This window comes from Polaromonas sp. P1_G2 (assembly GCF_056405515.1).
The window spans coordinates 1-618 of record NZ_JBFUBY010000698.1 but is presented as its reverse complement, the minus strand read 5'-3'; the positions used below and the strand labels follow the sequence as shown (position 1 = coordinate 618).

Sequence of the window (618 nt, the reverse complement as noted above, 5' to 3'; positions counted from 1 at the left end):
GATATTGATAATGCGATGCTCATAGGCCGAGATGAAGTCCACGGACAGCAGACGCATGTAGCCGGCAAGGCAGATCAGGTCTGGGTGGATTTCGTCGAGGAAATCGAGGATGGCGCGCTCATGCTCGACCTTGGAGGCGAAATCCCTTCGCTCGAACGCGGCAGTGCGGATACCCCGTACCTGCGCCTTGGCGAGCCCGCCGGCATCCTTCTTGTCGGAAACCACCGCGACGAATTCCACGGGATAGGCCGGATTCTTGGCGGCTTCGATCAGCGCCGCCATGTTCGAGCCGCCGCCCGAGATGAAGATCACGGCACGTTTGCGCGTCATAGGCCGAGGCTGCCCTTATAGGCGACGCCCGGCGCGCCCTCGTCGCGGGCGATCATCCGGCCGAGCGTCACCACCGTCTCGCCCTCGGCCGTCAGGATTGCAGCCACCGCATCCGCCTTGTCGGCCGGCACGACGGCGATCATGCCGATGCCGCAATTGAAGGTACGCAGCATCTCGCGCTCGGCGACACCGCCCGTGGATGCCAGCCAGCGGAACACCGGCCTGACGGGGATAGAGCCAAGTTCGACCTCGGCGGCAAGCGTCTTGGGCAGCACGCGCGGAATGTTC

The 618-nt window shown here is 64.4% G+C and carries 2 protein-coding genes; both read right to left on the bottom strand.

Going from position 1 to position 618, the window contains the following annotated elements:
- A partial coding sequence (gene purN / locus AC1D0P_RS27015) for a phosphoribosylglycinamide formyltransferase (RefSeq protein ID WP_477679546.1) occupies positions 1–330 on the bottom strand: 330 nt, incomplete at its 3' end.
- On the bottom strand, positions 327–618 hold a 292-nt coding region (locus tag AC1D0P_RS27010; protein ID WP_477679545.1), incomplete at its 5' end, for an AIR synthase-related protein. The genes AC1D0P_RS27010 and purN, both read right to left, overlap by 4 nt.